This window comes from Winogradskyella sp. MH6 (assembly GCF_022810765.1).
In the GTDB taxonomy this organism is placed as follows: domain Bacteria; phylum Bacteroidota; class Bacteroidia; order Flavobacteriales; family Flavobacteriaceae; genus Winogradskyella.
The window spans coordinates 1,180,447-1,203,090 of record NZ_CP094494.1 but is presented as its reverse complement, the minus strand read 5'-3'; the positions used below and the strand labels follow the sequence as shown (position 1 = coordinate 1,203,090).

General features: G+C 33.7%; 24 protein-coding genes. 15 read left to right on the top strand and 9 right to left on the bottom strand.

The genetic code is table 11. The features are described from left to right. Positions 1–5: 5 nt before the first annotated feature. The 3 genes from atpH to atpG all read left to right on the top strand — a co-directional run bounded on the left by atpH (position 6) and on the right by atpG (position 3,106). Complete coding sequence (gene atpH, locus MST30_RS05385) at positions 6–542, top strand: ATP synthase F1 subunit delta (protein ID WP_243473360.1); 537 nt, start codon at positions 6–8, stop codon at positions 540–542. Positions 543–574: 32 nt separating this feature from the next. Beyond that, a complete protein-coding gene (gene atpA / locus MST30_RS05380; RefSeq protein ID WP_243473359.1) occupies positions 575–2,155 on the top strand; it encodes a F0F1 ATP synthase subunit alpha in 1,581 nt (526 codons plus the stop codon). A 90-nt stretch (positions 2,156–2,245) separates the two neighbouring features. Next, positions 2,246–3,106, top strand: coding sequence for an ATP synthase F1 subunit gamma (atpG, locus tag MST30_RS05375; protein ID WP_243473358.1), 861 nt, complete (start codon positions 2,246–2,248; stop codon positions 3,104–3,106). A 57-nt stretch (positions 3,107–3,163) separates the two neighbouring features. On the opposite strand, the gene MST30_RS05370 is transcribed toward atpG, so the two are convergent. After that, positions 3,164–3,484: a hypothetical protein gene (locus MST30_RS05370; RefSeq protein WP_243473357.1), complete on the bottom strand. Its 321-nt coding sequence runs from the start codon at positions 3,482–3,484 to the stop codon at positions 3,164–3,166. A gap of 175 nt (positions 3,485–3,659) precedes the next feature. Between MST30_RS05370 and MST30_RS05365 the strand changes: the two genes are divergently transcribed. The 8 genes from MST30_RS05365 (at position 3,660) to MST30_RS05330 (ending at position 11,532) form a co-directional block, all read left to right on the top strand. Next, positions 3,660–4,193, top strand: a complete 534-nt coding sequence (locus MST30_RS05365; protein WP_243473356.1) for a hypothetical protein — start codon at positions 3,660–3,662, stop codon at positions 4,191–4,193. A 110-nt stretch (positions 4,194–4,303) separates the two neighbouring features. Further along, a complete protein-coding gene (locus tag MST30_RS05360; protein ID WP_262914440.1) occupies positions 4,304–5,734 on the top strand; it encodes an oligosaccharide flippase family protein in 1,431 nt (476 codons plus the stop codon). Next, complete coding sequence (dut, locus tag MST30_RS05355; protein WP_243473354.1) at positions 5,731–6,165, top strand: dUTP diphosphatase; 435 nt, start codon at positions 5,731–5,733, stop codon at positions 6,163–6,165. The genes MST30_RS05360 and dut overlap by 4 nt, the downstream gene beginning before the upstream one ends. 142 nt (positions 6,166–6,307) lie before the next feature. Further along, the gene (locus tag MST30_RS05350; RefSeq protein ID WP_243473353.1) at positions 6,308–7,327 is read left to right on the top strand and encodes a sugar phosphate nucleotidyltransferase; all 1,020 of its coding nucleotides are present in this window, start codon (positions 6,308–6,310) and stop codon (positions 7,325–7,327) included. Between the two features lie 55 nt (positions 7,328–7,382). Further along, entirely contained in the window at positions 7,383–7,949 is a 567-nt protein-coding gene (locus MST30_RS05345) for a hypothetical protein (protein ID WP_243473352.1), read from the top strand. A gap of 165 nt (positions 7,950–8,114) precedes the next feature. Continuing rightward, a complete protein-coding gene (locus tag MST30_RS05340; protein WP_243473351.1) occupies positions 8,115–9,476 on the top strand; it encodes a tetratricopeptide repeat protein in 1,362 nt (453 codons plus the stop codon). A gap of 32 nt (positions 9,477–9,508) precedes the next feature. Then, positions 9,509–10,306: a lipoprotein insertase outer membrane protein LolB1 gene (locus tag MST30_RS05335; protein ID WP_243473350.1), complete on the top strand. Its 798-nt coding sequence runs from the start codon at positions 9,509–9,511 to the stop codon at positions 10,304–10,306. Positions 10,307–10,311: 5 nt separating this feature from the next. Continuing rightward, positions 10,312–11,532: a murein hydrolase activator EnvC family protein gene (locus MST30_RS05330; protein WP_243473349.1), complete on the top strand. Its 1,221-nt coding sequence runs from the start codon at positions 10,312–10,314 to the stop codon at positions 11,530–11,532. Here the strand turns inward: MST30_RS05330 and MST30_RS05325 are convergent. The 3 genes from MST30_RS05325 to MST30_RS05315 all read right to left on the bottom strand — a co-directional run bounded on the left by MST30_RS05325 (position 11,529) and on the right by MST30_RS05315 (position 13,331). Further along, a complete protein-coding gene (locus MST30_RS05325; protein WP_243473348.1) occupies positions 11,529–11,747 on the bottom strand; it encodes a DUF6515 family protein in 219 nt (72 codons plus the stop codon). The genes MST30_RS05330 and MST30_RS05325 overlap by 4 nt on opposite strands. Before the next feature lie 75 nt (positions 11,748–11,822). Then, positions 11,823–12,332 (bottom strand): acyl-CoA thioesterase, encoded by a 510-nt coding sequence (locus MST30_RS05320; protein ID WP_243473347.1) that lies wholly within the window; start codon positions 12,330–12,332, stop codon positions 11,823–11,825. A 60-nt stretch (positions 12,333–12,392) separates the two neighbouring features. Further along, positions 12,393–13,331 (bottom strand): HU domain-containing protein, encoded by a 939-nt coding sequence (locus tag MST30_RS05315; RefSeq protein WP_243473346.1) that lies wholly within the window; start codon positions 13,329–13,331, stop codon positions 12,393–12,395. A gap of 107 nt (positions 13,332–13,438) precedes the next feature. Between MST30_RS05315 and dprA the strand changes: the two genes are divergently transcribed. After that, complete coding sequence (dprA, locus tag MST30_RS05310) at positions 13,439–14,542, top strand: DNA-processing protein DprA (RefSeq protein WP_243473345.1); 1,104 nt, start codon at positions 13,439–13,441, stop codon at positions 14,540–14,542. On the opposite strand, the gene trpS is transcribed toward dprA, so the two are convergent. Next, positions 14,539–15,507, bottom strand: coding sequence for a tryptophan--tRNA ligase (gene trpS / locus MST30_RS05305; RefSeq protein ID WP_243473344.1), 969 nt, complete (start codon positions 15,505–15,507; stop codon positions 14,539–14,541). The two genes, dprA and trpS, sit on opposite strands and share 4 nt — an antisense overlap. A 123-nt stretch (positions 15,508–15,630) precedes the next feature. Here trpS and MST30_RS05300 point away from each other — a divergent pair, with 123 nt between their 5' ends. Beyond that, a complete protein-coding gene (locus tag MST30_RS05300) occupies positions 15,631–16,377 on the top strand; it encodes a lysophospholipid acyltransferase family protein (protein WP_243473343.1) in 747 nt (248 codons plus the stop codon). Between the two features lie 98 nt (positions 16,378–16,475). On the opposite strand, the gene MST30_RS05295 is transcribed toward MST30_RS05300, so the two are convergent. The 4 genes from MST30_RS05295 to recA form a co-directional block, all read right to left on the bottom strand. Continuing rightward, a complete protein-coding gene (locus MST30_RS05295; protein WP_243473342.1) occupies positions 16,476–18,038 on the bottom strand; it encodes a hypothetical protein in 1,563 nt (520 codons plus the stop codon). A gap of 1 nt (position 18,039) precedes the next feature. Next, the gene (locus MST30_RS05290) at positions 18,040–18,585 is read right to left on the bottom strand and encodes an RNA polymerase sigma factor (protein ID WP_243473341.1); all 546 of its coding nucleotides are present in this window, start codon (positions 18,583–18,585) and stop codon (positions 18,040–18,042) included. 24 nt (positions 18,586–18,609) lie between these two features. Beyond that, positions 18,610–19,053: a hypothetical protein gene (locus tag MST30_RS05285; RefSeq protein ID WP_243473340.1), complete on the bottom strand. Its 444-nt coding sequence runs from the start codon at positions 19,051–19,053 to the stop codon at positions 18,610–18,612. A 100-nt stretch (positions 19,054–19,153) separates the two neighbouring features. Beyond that, positions 19,154–20,158, bottom strand: coding sequence for a recombinase RecA (gene recA, locus MST30_RS05280; protein WP_243473339.1), 1,005 nt, complete (start codon positions 20,156–20,158; stop codon positions 19,154–19,156). 399 nt (positions 20,159–20,557) lie between these two features. Between recA and trhO the strand changes: the two genes are divergently transcribed. After that, positions 20,558–21,631, top strand: coding sequence for an oxygen-dependent tRNA uridine(34) hydroxylase TrhO (gene trhO, locus MST30_RS05275; RefSeq protein ID WP_243473338.1), 1,074 nt, complete (start codon positions 20,558–20,560; stop codon positions 21,629–21,631). Next, positions 21,632–22,636, top strand: a complete 1,005-nt coding sequence (locus MST30_RS05270; protein ID WP_243473337.1) for a radical SAM protein — start codon at positions 21,632–21,634, stop codon at positions 22,634–22,636. Positions 22,637–22,644: the final 8 nt, after the last annotated feature.

The window sequence follows — 22,644 nt, the reverse complement described above, 5'->3', positions numbered from 1 at the left end:
TATAGATGGCAGAGTCTAGAGCAGCAATACGTTATGCAAAAGCAGTACTTAGTTTAGCTACCGATAATAAGGTGGCTGAAGCTGTTAATACTGATATGAAGCAAATTGCAAATGCTATTGCAGAAAGCAGTGAGTTAAATGCAGTTTTGGTAAATCCTATTGTTAGATCTGCAGACAAAAAAGCAGTATTAACTTCAGTTTTTAAAAATGCTAATGCTGCTACAACAAACTTAATAGATACTTTAATTGCAAATAAGCGTGTGGCATTATTAGGAGATGTTGCTAATAAATACACACAATTATACGATCAGTTAAGGGACACACAAATAGCTAAAGTAACTTCAGCAACACCATTAACTAAGGAATTAGAAGACAAAGTGTTGGCTAAAGTAAAAGAGCTTACTGGTAAAACTACTGAAATAGAAAACACAGTTGATGAATCTATTTTAGGTGGGTTTATCCTAAGAGTTGGCGATTTGCAATATGATGCAAGTATTGCTAACAAACTAAATAATTTAAAAAGAGAATTTACATTAAACTAATAGCTAACGCTAGTAGCTAAAGACTAAATAAAATGGCAGAAGTAAAACCAGCTGAGATATCAGCAATCTTAAAACAACAACTTTCAGGTTTTGAAGCAGGTGCTTCATTAAACGAAGTAGGAACAGTATTAACTGTTGGTGATGGTATTGTACGTGCTTATGGACTTTCTAATGCACAATACGGAGAATTAGTAGAATTCGAAGGTGGCTTAGAAGGTATCGTACTTAACCTTGAAGAAGATAACGTTGGTATCGTATTATTAGGACCTTCAAAAGAAATTAAAGAAGGTGCAACAGTAAAACGTACTAATCGTATCGCATCTATTAAAGTAGGTGAAGAAATGGTTGGTAGAGTTGTTGATACACTTGGTAACCCAATTGACGGTAAAGGACCAATAGGTGGTGATTTATACGAAATGCCATTAGAGCGTAAAGCACCTGGTGTAATCTTCCGTCAGCCAGTAGATGAGCCAATGCAAACAGGTATCAAATCTATTGATGCTATGATTCCTGTTGGTAGAGGTCAGCGTGAGTTGGTAATTGGTGACCGTCAGACTGGTAAGACTACGGTTTGTATCGATACCATCTTAAATCAAAAAGAATTTTATGATGCAGGTGAGCCTGTATTCTGTGTATATGTTGCTGTAGGTCAAAAAGCGTCAACAGTAGCAAACATTGCAAAAACATTAGAAGATAAAGGTGCTTTAGCGTATACAGTTATTGTAGCGGCAAATGCATCAGATCCTGCACCAATGCAAGTATATGCTCCTTTCGCAGGTGCTGCAATTGGTGAGTATTTTAGAGATACTGGTCGTCCTGCTTTAATTGTTTATGATGATTTATCTAAGCAAGCAGTAGCTTACCGTGAGGTATCTTTATTATTACGTCGTCCACCAGGACGTGAGGCGTATCCAGGTGACGTTTTCTACTTACACTCTAGATTATTAGAGCGTGCTGCAAAAGTGATTGCTGATGACGAAATCGCTAAAAATATGAACGACTTACCAGAGTCATTAAAGCCAATCGTAAAAGGTGGTGGTTCTTTAACTGCATTACCAATTATCGAAACTCAAGCTGGTGACGTATCTGCATATATCCCAACAAACGTAATTTCGATTACAGATGGTCAGATATTCTTAGAATCAGATTTATTTAACTCTGGTGTACGTCCTGCAATTAACGTAGGTATTTCTGTATCTCGTGTTGGTGGTTCGGCTCAGATTAAATCAATGAAGAAAGTAGCTGGTACTTTAAAACTTGACCAGGCACAGTTCCGTGAATTAGAAGCATTTGCTAAGTTTGGTTCTGACCTTGATGCTGCAACATTAAACGTAATTGAAAAAGGTAAGCGTAACGTAGAGATCTTAAAGCAAGCTCAAAATGATCCGTACACTGTAGAAGATCAGGTAGCTATCATCTATGCAGGTTCTAAGAACTTATTAAGAAATGTTCCTGTTGAAAAAGTAAAAGAATTTGAAAGAGATTATATCGAATTCTTAAACAATAAACATAGAGACACTCTAGATACATTAAAAGCAGGTAAATTAACAGACGAGGTAATCGATACTTTAACTAAAGTAGCAAAAGACCTTTCTGCGAAGTTCACAGCTTAATTGTCATTCCTGCGAAAGCAGGAATCTCAATATTTGAAGTTCAATTATTAAAATAGATTCCGCACTTAATGCGGAATGACAAATAAAAGAATGGCAAACTTAAAAGAAATACGTAATAGAATATCTTCGGTATCTTCAACGATGCAGATTACCAGTGCCATGAAAATGGTATCTGCTGCTAAATTGAAGAAAGCGCAAGATGCTATTATAGCAATGCGTCCTTATTCTAATAAGTTAACAGAATTACTTCAAAACTTAAGCGCTACTTTAGATGCTGATAGTGGAAGTAAATTTGCTGAGCAACGAGAAGTTAAGAAAGTATTGATTATTGCAATCTCATCAAACAGAGGTTTAGCAGGTGCTTTTAATTCTAATATTATTAAGCAAGTTAATTCATTATTATCTGAAACTTACGCTGGTAAGGATGTGTCTATTCTTGCTATTGGTAAAAAGATAAATGATGCTTTTGGTAAGCAAGGTAATGTTATTGCAAACGAAAGCGGAGTTTTTGATGATTTAACCTTCGATAATGTTGCTGCCATTGCTCAAACGATAATGGATAAATTTGTTGATGGTGAGTTTGATAAAGTAGAATTGGTATACAACCACTTTAAAAATGCCGCAACTCAAATCGTAATGACAGAGCAATTTTTACCAATAGTTCCTGTACAAAACGATGCTAACGTTAACTTAGATTACATCTTTGAGCCAAGTAAACAAGAAATCGTTGAAACCTTAATACCTAAATCTCTTAAAACACAATTATATAAGGGAATTAGAGACTCTTTTGCCTCAGAGCACGGAGCTCGTATGACTGCGATGCACAAAGCAACGGATAACGCTACAGAATTAAGAGATCAGTTAAAATTAACTTACAACAAAGCTAGACAAGCCGCAATTACCAACGAAATCCTTGAGATTGTTGGTGGTGCAGAAGCTTTGAACAATTAACACTATTTTTTTAGTAATTGTATATACCCAACTCACTCGAGTTGGGTTTTTTGTTTATTAATCTTTAAAAATGGCAACAATAAAAGCTAATGCAATAAAGCCATATCCCAAATATAAGAACCAGGCATGTTGAGCATCATCTTTTATAATATCAATTCTTCTTTGTGTAACAACGTCTATGGTATCTTTTTCATCGTAAACCTTCTTACAATTTGAACAAGACAACTCTGTTGACTTACCATAAACAAAAGGGAGTATCTTTAAAATAAACATTTTGGAAAAAACCTTGGCAATAAGCGTATTTTGCTCACCACAATGAGAACAAGATGAGTTTTTAACTTTTTCTTCTGTAATTAATCGCTTTGATGTACCTATCATATATTAAAATTTACTTTTGTTAAAATAGAATATTTACATAATATAAAAACTAAAAATTGCGGTTTTGGGTAAAATATCTTACATAGCGTTGCTTTTTGTCGATTATATGCAAAAATCAACGATAAAATAAAATATTTTCATATATATTGGCTTTCCAAATCTTAACCTACTTATAATGAAGAATCTAAAAAAGGCGATATATGCCATTGTTTTTGCTTGTACGTTGTCTTCTTTTTTTCAATGTGCTAGCCCTAAAGTAGCTACAACAAATTTCGAAAAACAAACCCCTTTTACAGTTAAGCCTGTGGTATTTCAGGAATGGTATGCAGGTATCAAAGTTGGAGGTACAGGAATTAATGTTTTTGTTCCTATTTCTAATGTAAATGATGGTGTGGTTTTAAATGAGGTTTATTTTAGAAACTTAAAAGGAAAGCTCGTTAAAAATGGAAATAAGTACACTGCTGTACTAAAAAACCCTTCACGTAATTATACGTTTCAAAAAGCAGAAAAACCGGCTGATTATCCGTTTGAGCTTAAAGACAATGAGTGTGTAATAAGCTATCTCGAAAATGGACAGACTAAGTACCATAAAATTGTTTCTCTAAACGAAGTTGCTGGTACATATTATGAAAATGGGCCACCATCTATTTACTCAAGAAGTAATTCAAATAGTATGGCAACTCTAGATGAAGAGTTGGATGAGAACTAGAAATAGAACAAAGAATATCAAAGCCTTGCTTTTTAGTGAGGCTTTTTTATTTATGTAACGGTAGACCCATTTATATTTAATATTTTTGAATCGATATCATTATTAAGTAATTGAGCGTACTCAAATCCTTTTTTAAAGACACAATAATTTACGGTTTAGCAACTGTGTTGCCTAGACTCATGAATTTTATTCTTGTGCCTTTACATACAGACACATTAGATACTGCTAGCTATTCTGATAACACTTATTTCTATGTGTATGCTGCCTTCTTTAATGTTTTGCTCACTTATGGTATGGAAACCGCTTTTTTTAGGTTTTTTAGTAAGGAAAATGAGAAAGAGAAGGTTTACTCAACAACGTTAATCAGTTTAGTGGTTTCAACTATAGCTGTATTTGCAGTTGTAATGATTTTCAATCAATCACTATCGGAGTTTGTAAATCTTCGCTTAGACTATTTTAACTATCTAATAGGGGTATTGGTTTTAGACACCTTAGTTGTGGCGCCTTTCGCTTATCTAAGAGCAACAGGAAAGCCAATTAAATTCACATTTATCAAGCTAAGTAACATATTTACTTATGTATTACTTAATTTCTTTTTTCTTTGGGCAATTCCTAAGTATAATATTGAGTTTTCAGGATACGAAAAAACAGATTTGGTAAAGTATATTTTTATTGCCAATCTTGCTGCAAGTGCAGTTACTATAATTTTACTACTTCCTTATTTTCTGAAAACGAAATGGATTTTTGACAAAGCGATATTCAAACAAATGCTAAATTATGCTTTGCCTATTATGATTGCAGGTCTTGCCTATGTTATTAACGAGAATTTTGATAAATGGTTAATTCCAGATGTGCTAGGAAAAGATATTAATGGAGCCTATGCTGGCTGTTATAAGTTAGCGGTGTTTATGACTATTTTTATTCAAGCCTTTAGGTTAGGAGCAGAGCCTTTTTTCTTTAATCACGCTAAAGAAAAAAATGCCAAAAATACCTATGCGTTAATTATGAAATACTTCGTCATCTGTGGTGCTTTGATGCTATTATTCATCGTTGGATTTATAGACATTTTTAAAGCATTGATTGTACGAGACGAAACGTATTGGAAAGCTATAGAAATTGTGCCAATTGTGTTATTGGCTAATTTGTTTTTAGGCATCTATTTCAATCTAGCAATATGGTACAAGCTCACAGACAAAACAAGATTTGGAATGTATATTTCAATTATAGGAGCCATTATTACTATTGCACTGAATATAATGTTATTACCTAAATATGGTTTTGTAGCCGCTGCATGGACAACACTAATAGCCTACGCTATAATGATGATTACCTCTTATACATTAGGCCAAAAACACTATAAAGTACCTTATCAAGTTTCAAGAATTATGCTTTACATAGTTTTTGCTGTAGTACTATCTTATATTTCTTTTGAACATCTAAGAGGCAACTATTTTTTCAACGTTGCTTTAATGCTTACTTTTATTGCAGGTATTGCTTTATTAGAAAGAAAAGAACTTAAACAATTATTAAAAAAAAGATGACAATTAAAATTATAAATAAATCCAACCATAATTTACCGCATTACGAAACCATAGCTTCAGCAGGAATGGATTTAAGAGCAAATCTTTCAGAAGACAGAATTCTTAAACCTTTAGAAAGAACAATAGTAGGCACAGGATTATATATAGAATTACCTATTGGCTACGAAGCACAAGTAAGACCAAGAAGCGGCTTGGCAGCAAAAAAAGGAATTACAGTACTCAATGCACCAGGAACAGTAGATGCAGATTATAGAGGTGAAATAGGCGTGATTTTAGTCAATCTTTCAAATGAAGAATTTACAATTCAAAATGGAGAACGCATTGCGCAATTGGTAATTGCAAAACACGATCGTGCAGAATGGATAGAGGTTGAAGAACTTTCTGAAACTGATAGAGGCGAAGGTGGCTTTGGAAGTACAGGGACAAAATGATTGGAGAATTACGTTGACGATTTTAGAATAAGGAAAAAGATTATTACTGAATTCGTGCTAAATTTTAAAGAATATAAAGAGAACAATAAAAAACCGTCTAGCGTCTAATATCTAACAGCAAAGCGGTCTAATGTCTAAAAAAATGAAAATAATAGTACCAATGGCAGGTCGAGGTTCACGTCTTAGACCACATAGTTTAACAGTTCCAAAACCATTAATTCCGGTAGCAGGTCAACCAATCGTGCATCGTTTGGTAAAAGACATTGCAAAAGTATTAAAGCAACCTATCGAAGAAGTTGCTTTTGTTCTTGGAGACCCAGCATTTTTTGGAGATGATGTTGTTGAGAGTTTAACTGAATTGGCTGAAGATTTAGGCGCAAAAGCCTCAATTTACAGACAAGACCAACCATTGGGAACAGGTCACGCCATTATGAGTGCTAAACCATCCCTTTCAGGTCCTGCTGTAATTGCTTATGCAGATACGCTGATAAGAGCTGAATTTGATTTAGACCCAAGTGCAGACAGTGTTATCTGGACAAAGCAAGTCGATAATCCTGAAGCTTATGGAGTGGTAAAGTTGAACGACAATCAAGAGATTGTTGAGCTTGTTGAAAAACCAGAAACTTTTGTTAGCGACCAAGCTGTAATCGGAATTTATTACTTTAAAGATGTCGCAGTTTTAAAAGCGAAGCTTCAAGAGGTTTTAGATGAAAACGTTATGAATGGTGGAGAATACCAAATCAACGATGGTATTAAACGTATGATGGCAGATGGTAAAGTCTTCAAAACAGGTACGGTTGATGAGTGGATGGATTGCGGAAACAAAAACGTAACGCTAGAAACCAATACCAAGATGTTAGGCTTCTTAAAAGCAGACGGAGAAGAGCAATTAGTTGACGATTCTGTCGTTTTAGAGAATTCAAAAGTGATTGAGCCGTGTTTCATTGCAAAAGGAACGGTTTTAAAGAACGCTTCGGTTGGCCCTAACGTTTCTATAGGCAAAGATTGCCTTATTGAAAATTCAACCGTTAAAAATAGCTTAATACAGAATCAGACCACTATTAAAAACGCTAATTTAGACGAGGCGATGATTGGTAATCACGTAAAGTATAATGGCGAGTTTACTAAAATTAGTATTGGAGATTATACGGTAATGGAATAACATTCCTGCGAAGGCAGGAATCTCTTTATCCATAGTTACTTGCAAGCTGAACAAAATGAAGTACATATTTTCGATTTTCATTTTTTTATCAAGTATTTCGACTTTTTCTCAAGGAGTTGGAAAAGATTTTGAATATGAAAAAAACTATTATCCGAAAAAGAATGTGCCACAAACGGACAGTCTCAAATTTTGGACGTACTCAATTGATTATGAATTTAAAAGACCGCAAGACTCAATAAAACCAGTTGGACAAATAAGATTTTGGCGAACAGAATCAATTGACGACAAGAAAAGCCAAGAAGTATATGGAAGACCTTGGAAACCTTCAATTGATTTTGATATTTATAACATAGCTGATTTAGAGTTTTGCAAACGTGCTAAAATAAATATTAATAAAGCTTCGAGTTGTCTTCCACCAAATGTTGGTGGAGATTTAATTATAATTCAGAATTATGTGCTGATTAATCGATGGGTTTGCCTGAATTGTATTAGATATGATAATGGAATTGATTATTGCCGACCAACTTTGAATAAAATACTTTCGGAATTGAATTTAACGGAAAACAGTTCCTTAAGCGAAATTGACGAAGCAATTGGACTGAAAATAAAACGAACGAAATAAAGCCAGCAGTTAACAAAGTGTGTAGCTCATTGCGGCTGAATTCCTAATCAGAATTAATTGCAGTTTACTATCTTTCGGTTACAGTGGAAAATCATAGTCAAACACAAGTTTGGAACAACTTTTGAAAATAATATGTCATTCAGAGCATTAGCGAAGAATCTAAAAATGAAATTAAAACAACACATAACAAAACTTCTACTCGTACTATTCTTAGTACCAAGCTTTGCTATGGCCCAAGTCGATTTCAATAAACGACCAGATGATGACTTAGGCAATGTTGAAGACGAATTTCAAGAACACTTTTTTGAAGCCTTAAAGCAAAAAGGCATCGAAAACTACGAAAGAGCTGTTGAAGCCCTTCACAGATGCTTAAATCTAGATTCAAAAAAACCAGTCATTTATTTTGAGCTCGGTAAAAACTACAACAAACTCAAAAACTTTGGTGCTGCTGAGGACAATCTTAAAAAAGCCATAAGTATGCAACCAGACAACGAGTGGTTTTTAGACGAGTTGTACGATGTGTATTTTCAGCAAGATGATATAGATAATGCCATTAAGACCATAAAACAGTTGGTGAAATATCATCCAGATTACAAAGAGGATTTAGCAAGTTTATATATTAGAGAAAAGCGCTATAAGCAAGCACTCAACCTTTTGGACGAATTAGATGAAGAACTAGGTGTTAGCGAAGCTAGAGATGCTATGCGTAATGAAATTTACAACATTACAGGCAACGCAGACGACCGAATTGAAAATCTGGAACAACGTGTAGCCAATAACCCAAACAACGAAGAAAACCACCTTAAACTCATTTACAGATACAGCCAAACAGGAGACAGAAAAAAGGCATATAAAGCAGCACAGAATTTGTTGAAGGTTAAACCAGACTCAAAATTTGTGCATTTGGCATTGTATAAATTCTATTTGCAAGATGGCAAAGTAGAAGATGCTATAAACTCTGTAAAAATAGCTTTAACTAGTCCAGAGATTAATGCAGATGCCAAAGCAAAGGTTCTGAAAGATTTTGTAGGCTATGTTAGTGAAAATCCAGAATACGAAGGAGATTTGGTAGATATTACAGCATTGATAGATGATAATAAGGATGCTAAAACCTATAGCGATTTGGGTCAATACTACTTAAAATCAGGAGATAAGGAAAAGGCATTGGCTAACTTTAAGGAAGCTCTTAAGCAAGACCCAAATGATTTTAAGCTCATAAAAGATGTGTTGCTGTTGCAAATAGATCTTCAAGATTATAATGCAGTAATTGAGGGTAGCGAAGCCGCTTTAGAATTGTATCCTGCACAGCCTTTATTGTATTTAGTCAATGGTGTAGCTAACAATAATCAAGGTAATTTTAAGAAAGCAATAGATAATTTAGAAATGGGATTGGATTTTTTAATTGAAAATCCAAAAATGGAATCCGATTTTTATTCAGAATTAAGTAAAGCTTACAAAGGCATAAATAATATTAGTAAGTCTGAAGCGTTTGCTAAAAAAGCAAAAGACTTAAAAGCACAACAATAAAATTCCTACGCAGGCAGGAATCTATTTACAGAATGAACAGACAAATTCATATAAAACAACAAATATTTAGAATCGTATTTGCCCTTGCAATACTACTTTTTGCGACAAGCTGCAAATCTACCCAAAGCATTGTTGCCGCAGGTAAAGCGAGCGATAAACTATCAGCGAAGCAAGTGATAAAACAACATCAAAAGAACGATGCTAATTTTAAAACTCTTCAAGGGAAGGTTAAAATCGATATTACTCAAAACCAAAAAGAGCAGGGTTCAACTTTTAATCTTAGAATAGAAAAAGATAAAGTGATATGGTTAAGTGCAAAACTGGGCTTAGCACGTATGATGATAACACCAGAAAAAGTACGTTTTTATAACAAGCTCGATAACGAATACTTTGATGGAGACTATAAACTGCTAAGTGATTTTGTAGGTGTGGATTTAGATTTTATGAAAGTGCAAAATATATTGTTGGGACAAGCTATTTTTGATTTAAAGGATGAACCTCATACGGTTTCGGTAAATGAAAACTCTTATGCGCTTCAACCTAAAGACCAAAGTGCACTATTTGAGTTGTTTTATTTAATTAATCCGTCGCACTTTAAAATGGATAGTCTGCAATTATTTCAGCAGTTAAAAAAGCGCATTCTTCAGGTGGATTATAAATCGTACCAAGAGGTTAAAAAGCAGATTTTACCAAAAGATATTAGAATCATTGCTGTTGAAGACTCAGATGAAGTTGCCATAACAATGGAATTTAAGTCGCTAACACTAAACGAAGATGTTAGGTTTCCATTCAGAATACCAGCTGGATATAAAGAAATAGTTATTAAGTAAATTAAATGAATAAACGATTTTACATAATTTTCTTTTTAGGATGTTTACTGTCCTCAATGACTTTAGTTGCCCAAAGTGATAAGCAAAAAAAACTAGAAGAGCAGCGCCAACAAATACTAAAAGAAATAAAACAGTTTCAAGCGTTTCTTTTAGGTAAAAAGAAAGAAGAAAAATCTGAAATTACACTTATTGAGGACTTAAACTATAAAGTTCAGCGTAGACAAAACCTCATCAGAATTACTAACGAGCAAGCCAATTTACTCACCAGAGAGATTAATGTAAATCAGCAAGAAATAACTAGCCTTAGAGCGCAGTTACAAGAGTTAAAAGATGATTATGCTGCAATGATTGTAAAGTCGTACAAGAGTAAATCAGAGCAAAGTAAAGTGATGTTTTTATTGTCTTCAAACAATTTTAAGCAAGCCTACAAGCGTCTGCAATACATTAGACAATATGCCAATTACCAAAAGGAGCAAGGTGAATTGATAAAGAAAAAAACAAAAGAATTACAAAATCTAAACATAGAGCTATCTAAGCAAAAAGCAGATAAAGACAAGTTAATTAAGGAGAATAGAATTGCTAAACGAGAACTTGAAAAGGAATTAGAAGAGCGCGAAAAGTTAATGGCTACCATAAAGGCAGATATGACAAAGTTTGCCTCTCAGATTAAACAAAAACAACAGGAGGCAGACCGATTAGATAAAGAAATAAATCGATTAATTAGAGAAGCGATTGCCGCCTCTAATGAAAAAGCAGGAAAGAAAACTTCAACAGGGAAGTTTGTTTTAACACCTGAAGCTAAGAAACTAGCATCTAATTTTGAAGCCAACAAAGGCAGGTTGGGTTGGCCTGTTGAGCGAGGAATTATAAAAGGTAAGTTTGGTAAAACAAGATCTTTAACTGATAATACAGTTGAGGTTAACAATTCGGGTATTAAAATAGCAACAACAACAGATGCAGATGTTAAGGCTGTATTTAATGGAGAGGTTTCAAGAATTATTGTGGTAAAAAATGGTAACCCAGGCATTATGGTTCGTCACGGTAATTATGTTACTATTTACTATAACCTTTCTAAAGTTTATGTAAAACCAGGTGATAAAATATCTACAGGACAAGTCATTGGCAAGGTATTTACCAGTAAAATTAGTGGAGAAAGCCTTTTAGATTTTAGGCTGTTTAAGAACGACCAAAAACTTAATCCAGAGTATTGGTTAGCTAAGAATTAAACTTTCACAACAACATATCCGTTTCTTGTTTTTCTATAATGTTTACCATTAAAGAAGTAATAACGTTTTCCTTTTACCCTTACAACTTTATATTGTCTTGGTAGTTTCTTAACTATAGTTATAGATGCTGGTTGTGTTACGACTACATGTCTTGCACAAGAGCTTAAACTAAGAGTAAAAACAAAAAATAAGGTATAAACTAAAAATCTCATCATTAATGTATTTGGTTAATGATAAGACTAATGATTTTAGATATGGTTTAATAGACTACTACCTGATTAGCAAATCAGTTACTCAAAAAGTGCTTTCAATTCTGTAGCATCCGCAGGCTTCATTTTGCCAGCCAAAACAAGGCTTAATTGCTTGCGTCGTAAGGCAGCATCATAACGTTCTTTTTCCAGCTCGGTTTCTGGGACTAATTCAGGAATTCTTACAGGTCTTCCAGTCTCATCAACGGCAACAAAAGTGTATATAGCTTCATTGGCTTTAATACTTTCTCCAGTTTCTCTATCTTCAATCCAAACATCCAAATACACCTCCATAGATGTCGTAAAAGCACGAGACACTTTAGCTTCTACAGTTACCACACTTCCTAAGGGAATGGATCTATTAAAAGCAACATGATTCACTGAGGCGGTAACGGCAACTCTTCTTGAATGTCTTCTTGCTGAAATACTAGCAGCCCTATCCATTCGAGCTAACAATTCGCCACCAAAAAGATTATTTAGTGGGTTGGTTTCACTAGGTAAAACAAGGTCTGTAACAACGGTTTTAGACTGAAATGCGGTTCTTGGTTGCATAAATTTTTAAAATTTGTGCAAAGATATGTTGATTTGAGTAAATAAAAGGATAAGAAAAGGTTAATCTAATTTCTTAATTAGTAACCAAGCGTCTTTATTGTGTTCATTTCGGATTTTGTAAAGTGCTTTTTGTGCTTCGAGTCTAGTCTCAAAACTTGCATAAACCACTTCGTGCAATCCGTAACGATTTTCACCAATTTTTCGGGCTTTATAACCCATTTCTCTAAGCTGGTTTACCTTTTTATCAGAATTAGCTTCAACTCTAAAAGCACCTGCTACAATATGGTAATTGCCAGTTTGCTTTTCAATAGATAAAGTAGCGGCAGGCAATGGATTACTGATGATAAAAGTTGCTTCTTGTACTTTTGCATCAAGTTGTGCATTAGCCTCTTCTTGTGCTAATTGGTTGTGATTTTCAACGGTGTTATTGTAGTACTTAAATGCTCCAAATCCACTTAGTCCTAAAACGATTACAGCAGCCGCAGCATACTTTAACCAATTGTTGTTAGAACGCTTTTCAGGTGTTAAGGCAATAGGAGCAGCCTCTTCAATAGTTTCAACTTCTTTTTTGTAAACCTCGCGTTTTATGTCTGCTGACGTAAAGTGCGATAAACCAAAAGAATCTGTTAAGTAATTGATGTGGCTAGAAGGGTTAAAAACAATTTTCCCTTCTGTATTTAAAACAAGCTCACCAATGTTTTCAAACTGAATCGTTTCACCTTCAATAAGGTAAGACTTTATAGCTTTTACTTGTTTAGAAATCTTATCGTTAGCAGTAGCGTAAGGTACTTTTTCTACTTCAGCAATATAATTTGCCAATAATCCATCATTATGTTGTAATTGCTCATTAAAAGACAATACTTTTTTTGGCGGATAAAACGTGTGTGTAGAGTCGTGTACTCTTGCCGAAACACGATTGGTTAAAAAAGCACCTAATTGAGGTACTGTAATACAATCGTATCTATATAAAAGGTCGCTAATGTAAGTTTCTAGTTGCATACAGAAACAAAGTTAAAAATTTTTAAAAGTGAAAAAAGTTTAAGCAAGTTTAGTTATTAACATCAGAAAAATTTAGTTACTTGTAGATTTGAAAATCAATATTTTAAATGACAGAACAAGATTTAATTTATGCTTTAGCGCTTCAACACGTACCAAAAATTGGGGCAACAACGGCTAAAAAATTAATTAATCATTGTGGTTCTGCAGAAGCCGTTTTAAATGAGAAAAAAACGAATCTTCTTAAGATTGATGGTATTGGTACAATAACCATAAATGGGCTTTTTGACACTATTCACCTTGAAGAAGCAGAAAATGAATTACGATTCATTAAAGATAATAACATCAAAGCCTATTATTTTACAGAAGACACCTATCCTGAAAAACTAAAACATTGTATTGATGGACCAATAGTATTGTTTCAATCGGGAAATATTAATTTAAATAACAAGCCAATAATCAGCATTGTTGGAGCTCGAAAAATAACAACAAACGGTATAGCTTTTTGCGAAAAACTGGTGGAAACTTTAGCGCCTTATAACCCTATAATTGTCTCTGGGTTTGCTTACGGAACGGATATTACAGCTCAAAAAGCAGCGATAAAACACAACTTGCAAACCATTGGTTGTTTGGCGCATGGCTTAAATCAAATCTATCCTAAAGTGCATAAAAAGTATGTGGCTGAAGTAGAAAACCATGGTGGATTTTACACCGATTTTTGGAGTACCGATGTTTTTGATAGAAACAACTTTCTAAAACGAAATCGCATTATAGCTGGTCTTAGTGAAGCAACTATCGTTATTGAATCAGCCGAAAAAGGAGGAAGCTTGGTTACAGCAGATATAGCTAACTCTTACGACAGAGAAGTTTTTGCTGTACCTGGCAGAACAACAGATAGCCAAAGTGTGGGTTGTAATAATCTCATAAAATTTCAGAAAGCCCATTTATTATCTAATCCTCTGGACGTTCCTTATATATTAAATTGGCAATTAGAAGATGAGAAAAAACCTCCTGTACAAAAACAACTTTTTGTAGAGTTAGGTGAGGACGAAAAAGTAATATATAACTATCTAAAAGAAAACGGTAAAGAGATCCTCGATGTTATTGCTTTAGAGTGTAACATTCCTACTTATAAATTAGCAGGAATATTACTCAATATGGAATTAAAAGGTGTGATACGTCCTTTGCCAGGAAAGCAGTTCGAAATTATTTAGTACCCAACCTTTTCTCTTACACGCTTCAATACATCATCAGCAACAACTTTTGCCTTTTTAGCACCTTTAGCTAAAATGGCATCTAATTCATCAAGGTTATTCATGTAATAATTATAACGTTCTCTTGGCTCAGCAAAACGCTCTAGAATAAGTTCATAAAGTGCTTGTTTGGCATGACCATAACCATAGTTTCCACCTTCGTAATTGGCTTTCATTTCTGCTATTTGACTTTCAGAAGCTAACAAGCTGTAGATTGCAAAACAATTACAAGTTTTCCAGTCTTTAGGTTCTTCAAGAGGAGTACTATCAGTTTCAATAGTCATAATCTTTTTACGAAGTTGTTTTTCTGGTAAAAAGATATTGATAAAGTTGTCTCTACTTTTGCTCATTTTCTCGCCATCTGTACCAGGAATAAGCATGGTGTTTTCTTGCAAGCGCTCTTCAGGAAGTACAAAGACTTCTCCCATTTTGGCATGAAAACGAGAAGCAACATCTCTTGTAAATTCTATATGTTGAACTTGGTCTTTTCCAACAGGAATAATCTCAGCATCATACAACAAAATATCTGCAGCCATAAGCATCGGATACATAAACAGACCAGAGTTAACATCGTCTAAACGATCTGCCTTGTCCTTAAAACCATGCGCTAGTTTCATACGTTTATAAGGAAAAAAGCAATTGAGATACCAAGCTAATTCAGTTACTTGCGGAATATCGCTTTGTCTGTAAAACACTGTTTTTTTTGTGTCTAGTCCTAATGCCAACCATGTTGCAGCAACAGAATAGGTATTGTGTCTTAATTCTTCAGCATTTTTAATCTGAGTTAAGGTATGCAGATTTGCGATGAATAGATAAGACTCATTATCGCTTTGCTCAGATAATTCTATTGCTGGTAAAATTGCACCTAAGATATTTCCTAAATGAGGTGTTCCTGTACTTTGTATGCCTGTTAATATTCTTGCCATGCTCACTTCCTGCGAAAGCAGGAATCTCTTTATTATTAAACTTAATTTTTAATCAGAAAGCAAAGATAAATTTTTAGCAACACTATGAGAAGCGATTTGAATTAAATACTTAGTTTTGGTGCCATGGCAATAGTAAAGTATCCTTTTTGGGTTTTGTACCGCATTTGGTTCTACATTTTAGTGGCTTTGCCAATTATTGTCTTGTTTCCTGTTCTTTTGATATCTATTTCTAGAGAAAAATGGTATCCATTCTTTTTTAAGCTAGCAAGGTTTTGGGCTAAGTTTATTCTTGTTGGAATGGGTTTTAATTATAGGATTATAAAAGAAGAAGTTCCCAATCCTAAGAAAAGCTACATGTTTGTTGCTAACCATACATCTATGACAGATATTATGTTAATGTTGGCAGCCGTAAAAAATCCTTTTGTATTTGTTGGGAAAAAAGAATTGGCGAATATCCCTTTGTTCGGATTTTTCTATAAACGCACATGTATTTTAGTGGATAGAAGTAGTGCAAAGAGTAGACAAGCCGTTTTTTTAAGAGCTCAAAGAAGATTAAAGCAAGGGTTGAGTATCTGTATTTTTCCTGAAGGAGGTGTGCCAGAAGAACATATTGTGTTAGACGAATTTAAAGATGGAGCATTCCGTTTGGCTATAAATCATCAGATTCCTGTTGTGCCATTAACGTTTTATGATAACAAAAAACGATTTTCCTATACGTTTTTTAGTGGTGGACCAGGAAAAATGCGTGCTAAGATTCATAAGTTTCTTCAAACTGAAAATTTAAAGGTTGGTGATACTAAGGCTTTAAACCAAAAAGCAAGAGCAATTATCTTAACTGAGCTCAATAAGAATTTACCAAAAGGGAAATAAAAAATAAAAGCCACCCTAACCAAGAGTAGCTTTTGTCATCATTGCATTCATCATTGCTTTATGTTTGTTTGCAATAACCTAACCTAACTAACTTAAACCTAAAACTTGTAACTTAATCCTGTATACAAACCAATAAAGAATGGTCTATAATTACCAGATGTGTTACTAAATGTGTTTATTTGATACTTGAACTGTGGTTCAAGATTAAAATTCCATTGTTTTGACAAACTATAATCAAGTCCTAAACCAAAGTTGGCACTAAAACTTGTTGAGTTCATGTTGTTTGCTTCGCCTATTAATGTTGATGTACCGTCGATATCTGCATAGACCTCATTTTGATTTAAAAAGAAGGTGCTGAATCCACCAATAACATTTACTCCGAATTTTTTATCTAGTAAACGATACTCCAATTCTAGAGGAACCTCAATAAACCCAAAACGTTGATCGATGTTACCAGAAGACCTTGAGTTGAAAATTTCTGGAGTGGTACTTCTATCAAACATGTTTGTACTCATCAATGAGATGTTTTCAAATCCATCTCTTGGACTGATATTGCCCATTGAGGATACTTCAGTATTTGCATTTCTAGAGGCAAATTCGCTACCACTTAATGCAAAAACATTAGAGGTGCTTTGGCTAAGGTTAACTCTATTAATACCTGCTCTAACTTTTAATTTGTTGGAGATGGTATAAGAACCTGTAATACCATAACTCATATTAATATTACCACTCTTAGAGTTGTTGTTAAATTGTTGGTCTATTGATGAACCTTGACCAAGAGAACTGTAATAAACAGGCGCAACATTTGGTGCAATGCTCCACCTGTTTTGTTCATCTTCTTTTTCTTTTTCATCAATATTTTCGTTGTTGCTGTTATTGTCTGCAATAGCATCTAAAATAGATTCCTTTTCGGTATCTTCTTTTAACAGCGAAGTGTCTTTTTCTAATACTTTATTGCTATCAGTATTTGAATCTTCTTTGGTATCATTAGATGATGTGTTATCTGTTACTGCTGAGTTTTTATTGTCAACAGCATTCTTTATAACAGATTTCATTTCAGAATCATTAATGATATCATCTTCTAATTTGTTTTCAGAATTTTTATTGCTCAAAGCCACTGCACCATTGTTGTCTTCGTTTTTTAATTCCGTTAAACTTTTGTGAGAATCAGAAGTCACTTTATTTTCTTTACTTGTCGTGTTAGCTATAGCATTCGACTTGTTGGCTTTAGAAGAGGTTAATTCTCTTTTGTCGCTTTGTTCTGTAGCAGATTTGTTATCCTCATTAAGGTTAGATGTTTCTGTTTCGTTAGAATCAGCAACATTTAAATCTGAAGAATTATCTAGGACATTATTACTGTCCTTAGAATTATTTAACTCGGTGTCTTTTTTAGAACTATCGTCTGTTTTTTCGGTATCTACAATTGTAGGTACCACCTCATTGTCATCAGTTGAATCAAATAAAGACAAACCAACAGTTAAAAGCAAAGCAATTACCGCAGCGACACCACCAATCTGCCACCACAAAGCAATAACTCTGCGTTTTTTCTTTTTCTTAGGAAGACTCTCGCTAATACGATCCCACACAGCATCATTAGGAGCTATTTCAAAGTCTTTAAACTTCTCCTGAAAAAGTCTGTCTATATTTTTTTCTTCGTTCATTTTATAACGATTGCGAATTTAAACTCGCTTTGTAATCTTCTATTTTTTCTTTCAAAATCATTCTAGCTCTTGCTAGATTAGATTTTGAGGTTCCTGCAGAAATATTAATCAATTCACTTATTTCTACGTGAGAATATCCATCCAAAACATATAGATTGAATACTAATCGATATCTGTCTGGTAGCTCTTGTATGATTTTTAGTAAAAAATCTATATTTAGATCTTCATCATTAATATCTACTGTAACATCTTCAATATTACCTTCGTTAACAATATCAAACACTCCAACATTTTCTCTGTAGCGTTGCAATGATGTATTAATTGCTATACGTTTTAACCAACCTTCAAAAGAACCTTTATTTTTATACTGATCTATTTTACTAAATACAGTTATAAATGCGTCGTGCAGATTATCTTCTGCCTCGGCATAGTTTTTAGAGTACTTAAGACAAAGCGAAAATAATTTACTTGCATATTGCTTGTATAATTGGCTCTGAGCTTTAGCATCTTGATTTATACATTTTTTTATGAGTTGTTCTAAACTCACATTATTATTGGAATTAATTAATAATTATTTGTTTTCTACCGCTTGAGAATTGTACTCTCTACTATCAACAACAGGAACTTCTACTAAATGATATTGGTCTACACCATTTGGTGAGCCTTGGTAAAATTTGAACAGATATACTTCGTTTCCAGAAACTGTTAAATCAAAACTAACGGTAGTTGAGTCTCCTTCAGGAATACAGTTTGAGTCTTCGTAAACCGTGTTAAGAACAGCTACAGTTCTTTCATGGCCTTCAATATCAAATATGATATTGTTAAAAACATAGCAAGAGCTAGGCTTAATATAAGACATATTAATCTCATAAGTTTGACCTTGAACAAAATATTCTGGTACCTCAACACTCGTAATAGGCATAAATTCTGTATGCATCAAAGGGTCTCGATTCTCTACACTGCACGATACTAATAATCCCACAAACGTAAGAAGTAAAAAAACATACTTTTTCATCACTTCATAATAATTAATTCCACTCTATAGATGCAGAAAGTTCAAAAGGGTTGCGTCTAAAAACAAAAAAATCCTGTTTTTAGCAGGATTTTTTTATAATTTATTGATTATCATTGATTATGGCTCGAACTTTTTCTTCTAATTCGTCCATTAAATCAGGATTATCTTTAATTAAAGATTTAACAGCATCTCGTCCCTGACCAAGTTTTGTGTCTTCGTAGCTAAACCAAGAACCACTCTTTTTTACAATATCGTGCTCAACGGCTAAGTCTAAAACTTCTCCTACCTTAGAAACTCCTTCACCATACATAATATCAAATTCGGCAGTTCTAAAAGGTGGTGCAACTTTGTTTTTTACAACCTTAACTCTGGTCTTATTACCCATTACATCTCCATTACTGTCTTTAATTTGAGTTGAACGTCTTATGTCTAAACGAACAGATGCATAGAATTTTAAAGCATTACCACCAGTAGTGGTTTCTGGATTTCCAAACATTACACCAATTTTTTCACGTAATTGGTTAATGAATATCATGGTGCAATTGGTTTTGCTGATTGAAGCGGTAAGTTTTCTCAAAGCCTGAGACATTAAACGTGCATGCAAGCCCATTTTAGAGTCTCCCATTTCTCCTTCAATTTCACTCTTTGGTGTTAAAGCTGCAACAGAATCAACTACAACGATGTCAATAGCTCCAGATCTAACCAAATTATCTGCAATTTCTAAGGCTTGCTCACCATTATCTGGTTGAGAGATGATTAGATTTTCTAAATCAACACCAAGTTTTTCTGCATAAAAACGGTCAAAAGCATGTTCAGCATCAATAAATGCAGCAATACCACCAGCTTTCTGAGCTTCGGCAATAGCATGTAGCGTTAATGTTGTTTTACCTGAAGATTCAGGACCATATATTTCAATTACCCTTCCTCTTGGGTAACCACCAACTCCTAAAGCAATGTCTAACCCTAAAGAACCAGATGAAATTGCATCTACATCTACTATGGCCTGATCGCTCATTTTCATTACGGTTCCTTTTCCGTAGGCTTTATCTAACTTGTCTAAAGTTAATTTTAACGCTTTTAACTTTGCATCTTTTTCACTACTCATTTCTTTCTATGTTCTAAATTAAATTGATATCAAAAATACCACTTATTTTAATTTTTTCAATTTTACGACGCAACCATTTTATACTTTTTGCATCTACTTAATGAAAATGGAAAAAATTGCTATGATTATCTTATTGAAAAGTTAGAGTTTGGCCGAAAATTTCTCTAACGGTTCACAATTGAATCTTAAGGTATTTAGAAGCAAGGCTGTTGATAGGGTCAGCAGCCTAGTTCTAAAGCAAAATATTTTTTCATAATAATTTTAGTTAGTAAAGCACTTTGATAAATTCAAGGTGCTTTTTTAATGCTACTTAGCTAAAAATAATACCTTTGCATCTTTATACATCTAAGCTTTAGCGACGATGTACTTTAATTCTTTAACCTTAAAAATTAGTATAGCATGCAACTGTACAATAACTTAAGTGCTAAAGAAAGAGCAGAACTTATCGAAAAAGCGGGAAAAGAGCGCTTAACGATCTCTTTCTATAAGTACGCCAAAATTGGCAATACTCAGATATTTAGAAATCACATGTTTTTGGCATGGGATGCCTTAGATGTTTTGGGTAGAATTTATGTAGCCCAAGAAGGTATTAATGCCCAACTATCCGTTCCGGCAGAAAATTTTGAAGCCTTCAAAAATCATTTAGACACTATTACGTTTTTAGAAAATGTAAGATTAAACATTGCCATAGAGCATGACAATTTTGCCTTTTTAAAATTAAAAGTAAAAGTGCGTCATAAAATTGTTGCAGATGGTCTTAACGACAATACCTTTGATGTAACTAATAAAGGTGTTCATGTTGATGCCGAACAGTTTAATGCGCTTATTGAAGATCCAGACACAGTTTTGGTAGATATGCGAAATCATTACGAAAGTGAGATTGGCCATTTTAAAAATGCCATTACTCCAGATGTTGACACCTTTAGAGAATCTTTAGATTTAATTGAAGAAGATTTAAGAGAACATAAAGAGGATAAAAAACTGGTGATGTATTGTACGGGTGGTATTCGTTGCGAAAAAGCCAGTGCTTATTACAAACACAAAGGATTTAAAAACGTTTTTCAGCTCGAAGGAGGCATCATAAATTACACCAGACAGGTTGAAAATGAAGGTCTAGAAAACAAGTTTATAGGAAAGAACTTTGTCTTTGATCAAAGACGATCAGAGCGTATTAGTGATGATGTTATTGCGAGTTGCCATCAATGTGGTAAACCAGCAGATACACATACTAATTGTGCAAACGAAGCATGTCATTTGTTATTTATTCAATGTGATGAGTGTAAAGAAAAAATGGAAAATTGCTGTTCTACGCACTGTCAAGACATCATAAAATTACCTTACGAAGAACAAAAAGAGTTGCGCAAAGGGCAAGGAAACAGTAACGACATCTTTAAAAAGGGAAGAGCAGACCACCTCCCTTACAAAAAAGACTTGCGTAACATTTTTGAAACCCAAGGTAATAAAACCCAATAAATGAATATTTACAAGCTATTACAAATCAATAGAAAAATTAAAAGCCATAGAATTAAGTTTCTAGGGCTTTATTTGCTACATAAATTCAACAAACGCTATTTAGCGGTGAATTTAGATCCTGTATTAGCTTGTAACCTGCGTTGTAAAATGTGTTATTTTACCGATGCAGATTATGTAAAAACACTAAAAGGACAGTTTAAAGAAGACGATTTAGAACGTGTTGCAAAAACGATTTTTAATCGTGCGTTAAAATTGCAAATAGGTTGTGGTACTGAGCCAACATTGTATAAAAATCTGGTGAGAATTGTAGAATTGGGCAAACAAAACAAAGTGCCTTATATTTCTATAACCACAAATGCAAATTTACTCACCAAGGAAACCATTGAGCCACTTTTAAAAGCAGGCCTTAATGAGTTCACTATTTCGCTTCATGGAGTAACCAAAGAGAGTTATGAAAGCTTCATGAAAAAAGCCAGTTACGAGAAGTTTCAAAATGCCTTAAATGCCTTTGTAGAACTTAAAAAAAACTACGATTTTAAAGTAAGAATAAACTACACGTTCAACAAAGACAACTTTTATGAACTCAAAGATTTCTTTAAACATTTTAATGGTGAAAGTTTTGATATCCTTCAATTAAGACCAATTCAAAAGATAGGAAACACAGAGTATAATGATTTTGATGTCTCTTCGTTAGAAGATGATTATTTAAGCCTCATTAAAAAGGTTAGGCAAGAGTGTTCTAGGCATCATATTACCTTAATGGCGCCAGAGAGTTTATCTATATTAAAAGGAGGGAATGATTCTAGTTTTGTTTTCGATTATACATTTTGCTATGTCTCACCAAATAAATTTTGGAAAGAAGGTTTTAATTGGAGAGAAGAATCTTTTAATGATTTTTCTAAAAAAATTGGTTGGAGCAAATTATTATTATCTAATGTTTTTAAAACTAAGTCTGAGCTCAAATCACTGTCCAATAAACTCAATTACGAAATAGAATTTAACTAAAAAAACAA